This window comes from Psychrobacter sp. AOP31-B2-9, assembly GCF_052378005.1.
GTDB lineage: Bacteria > Pseudomonadota > Gammaproteobacteria > Pseudomonadales > Moraxellaceae > Psychrobacter.
In genome coordinates, this window is record NZ_JBQSXG010000205.1 from 1 (window position 1) to 3,893 (window position 3,893).

Sequence of the window (3,893 nt, forward strand, 5' to 3'; positions counted from 1 at the left end):
GGGTCAGTTCAACTTTACGGGGATTTTTTATTTTAGATTCGCAGATATAAGCGTTTACTTTAGATAGCCTTAGTACGCTCAGTCAGCCAGTCAAGTGCCGCGCCTTCAACACGGTCTTTTAGCTCCGCATAGACTTGGCTATGATAGTCATTAAGCCAATCAATCTCGACTTGAGTTAATAATGCAGGCTCAATTAGACGGGTATCAATTGGGCAATAAGTGATGGTTTCAAAGTTTAAGAATTGACCGAATTCCGTCTCAGTAGGATTGGCAACTGGTGTGTTAACCACCAAATTCTCGATACGAATACCCCATTTGCCTTCGCGGTATAAACCTGGCTCATTACTGGATATCATACCTACTTTCATCGCGCGCTCTTTCGGCGTGCTGGCACTATAAGCAATAACTTGTGGACCTTCATGGACGTTCAAGAAATAACCAACGCCATGACCTGTACCATGACCATAATCCATCTGAGCTTGCCACAATGGCGCACGGCATATCGCATCGATTAACGGTGAGGCGATACCATCAGGGAAATGCGCTTTGGCCAACGCAATATGGGCTTTGAGTACGGTGGTGAAGTCACGCTTGTGCTCGCTGCTTACGTGTCCAATACCGACCACGCGCGTGATGTCGGTCGTGCCGTTTTGATACTGAGCGCCTGAGTCAATGAGTAGTAAACCACCTTCACCTTCGTTGACATCTAAGTAGCTAAACTTCTCTGGCGTTGCGCGGTAATGCGGCAGCGCACCATTTTCATTAAAGCCTGCAATCGTTGGAAAACTTGGTGAGACATAATGTGGCTGCTGACTGCGCACTTCGATGAGCATACTATCGACGTCCAGCTCACTTAAGCGTTCACCGTCTGCTAAGCGCTGCTCAAATACGGCAAAAAACTCACTTAATGCAGCACCATCTTGACGCATGGCTTCACGTACATGATCAATATCAGCCTCAGATTTAACCGATTTTAACAAAGTGCTTGGCGCCATTTGCTCAATAAAACCTACGCCGTCTGCCATTTTAGATAGCGTACCCACTGCCACTTTACTCGGATCTAATAGCAATAAGTCATCAGCAGTCAATGTCCCTAATGCATCTTGCACAGCGTCATAATCAGCAAGGGTGATACCGCTGTCTTTTAAGCTTTGTACAATATCTGCGCTAACTTTATTATTATCGACAAACAAAGTCGCTGTTTCAGCATCAATCAGCATATGTGCCAAAAACACAGGGTTATAGTCAACATCAGCGCCACGCAAATTGGTCAGCCAAGCAATATCGTCTAAGCTTGAAAGCAAGTGATGGGTTGCGCCTGCCTCAGCCATACCTGCGCGTACAGCGGCAAGTTTTGAGGTAGCAGACTGCGCGACAAACTGCGCATCGTGTTGATATAGACTGGCAGTTGGTAGCGCTGGACGATCGCTCCATATTTCTGTAAATACGTCACGCTCAGTGATTAACGTAATGTCATTGGCATCAAAGGCATTTAACAATCTATCTTGTTCAGAGATAGACAATACATTGCCATCGACTGCCACGCTGTCACCCTCCGCCAAATGCTCGGCGAGCCAATCAATATGATTCGGCTGACCCGGTGCAAGCTTCTCTAAGCTAATACCTGTACCTTCTAATTGGTCAGCGGCGTGTACCCAATAGCGGCTGTCCGTCCATAATCCAGCAAAATCAGCGGTAACAACGAGCGTACCGACTGAGCCTGTGAATCCTGACAACCATAAACGCGCTTGCCAATATTCTGGCAGATACTCAGATAGATGAGGATCAGCAGATGGTACGATAATCGCGGTCAGGTCTTGTGCTACTAATGCCTGACGTAGACTGTCGATACGATCGTGGATGCTTTGTTTATTCATAAAAAGTGTCCTTATTGATTTTAAAAAAATGAGATTTAGAAAAATCATATTGTGAGGCGACTATGGATAGTCGTCTTATTTGAGCAAGTAAAACTGTTTTAAGCGTTTGTTATTTACCATTCATTGAATGCTCAGTATCTAAACCTAAGTAAGCGGTTCAATGTCTTAAAAACTAAAATGTTGTCAATGAGCAGATAAATGAGGCTAGCTATTTTTAATAGCCTTATAGGATTACAGCAGAGCATCATTAGATGTTTGGGCGGAAAGCGGACTTTCAATAGCGCGGGGTCAATAACTTACTAAGTGCAACCATAAAACGTGCCACCGATGATGGTAACACGTCTCGCCATCTAACATTTTTGCTGGTATTAGTATTGATACCAAATCACTTTAACCCTGTGTTTCAATTAGCTCAGCGTATCTGCATGCTCGCTTTTTTGTAGCATATTATTGATCGGTTTGGCTAATGCCAATAAGATAACGGCTGTGACCACCAAAAAGGTTGTCATCATCGTAAATAATCCCGGCAACCCTTCGATTTTATCAGCCGAGACATGACCACCAAAGAAAGCCGCGACCAAGTTACCCATGGCGATAGAGGCAAAGAAAAGCCCCATCATCTGACCTTGCATGCCTTTTGGCGCAAGCTTAGTCATTGCAGACAGACCAACAGGACTGAGCGCTAACTCACCAAGCGTCAGCAATAATAAACTACCGACTAACCATAAAGGTGAAGCCAAACCGCCATCGCTAGTCAAAATACTTTTTGAGGCAAAAATCATCAATGCAAAGCCTGCGGCAGCGAGCAACATACCAAGCGCAAACTTTACCATACTATTCGGCTCAAGGCCTCGATTTGCAAGCTTGACCCATACAATGCTGATGATCGGCGCTAATATGAGAATAAACAAAGGATTGAGCGACTGAAACCAAATACTAGGCACTTCAAAGCCTAAAACGTTAAGATCTGTATAGCGATCGGCGAATAAGTTAAACGACGTTGGCTGCTGCTCAAAGCTCGACCAAAATAGCGTCGAGCCAATGATTAAGATAAAACAAATCAGCAAACGCAGCTTATCGGCTTTGTCCAATCGCGGTGAAATAAACATGACAGCAAAGTACAGTATCACTACTGCTGCAATGATGTACGTCATATATTGGGCAACCATCTCAGGGTTAAATGGCATAATACCAGTCGCCACCAACAAAGTAATGGCGACAAGTAACGCCAGAAACCCTGCCACCCAGCGACCTACATTTTTGAAAAGCCCAGTCGTTTGTTCCCATTCAGGAGTGATATTTTTGGCACGAGCATAGCGATTTAACGTTTTTTTAGCTGAAAAACGATAAATCAATAATGAAGCCAGCATGCCTAGACCACCGACACCAAAGCCTACATGCCACATACCTTTTTCTTTAAATACGCCAACGATAAGGGCGGCCAATAGCGCACCGATATTGATACCCATATAGAATAAAGTAAAGCCGCTATCTCGGCGTGCATCACCCTTGGGATACAAAGCTCCGACCATTACTGAAATACAAGTTTTAAATAAACCTGAACCGAGAACGATACACATCAGGCCAACAAAAAATAGCGTCATACCAAACATAGCGGATAGCGCGATACACAAGTGACCTAGGGCGATAATAATACTGCCCCACCACAGTGCTCGCTCTTGTCCCAGCCAATTATCTGCCAGCCAACCGCCCGGTACGGCCGCTAAATACAATGAGCCTGCAAAAATACCATAGATAGCAGAAGCTGTGACCTCATCGAAGCCAAAACCGCCACTACTGACCGTCGCTACCATAAACAATACTAATAGCGGACGAATACTATAATAAGAAAACCGTTCCCACATTTCTGTAAAAAACAACGGACGTAACGGTTTAGGATGCCCCATAAAACCATTATCTAGCGCTTCTAATTCAGCAGCACTAGCCTGCGATTGTGTTTCTGTGCCCATAACTTTATTCCTTGGTGGTGTTCTAAAAAGTATGCTGGCATCAGAC

The 3,893-nt window shown here is 44.6% G+C and carries 2 protein-coding genes; both read right to left on the minus strand.

Features of this window, described 5'->3' with window-relative positions:
- Window positions 1-59 precede the first annotated feature (59 nt).
- Entirely contained in the window at window positions 60-1,877 is a 1,818-nt protein-coding gene (locus tag ACT3SX_RS14300) for an aminopeptidase P family protein (RefSeq protein ID WP_192520328.1), read from the minus strand.
- A gap of 407 nt (window positions 1,878-2,284) precedes the next feature.
- Window positions 2,285-3,847: a peptide MFS transporter gene (locus tag ACT3SX_RS14305; RefSeq protein WP_192992446.1), complete on the minus strand. Its 1,563-nt coding sequence runs from the start codon at window positions 3,845-3,847 to the stop codon at window positions 2,285-2,287.
- Window positions 3,848-3,893: the final 46 nt, after the last annotated feature.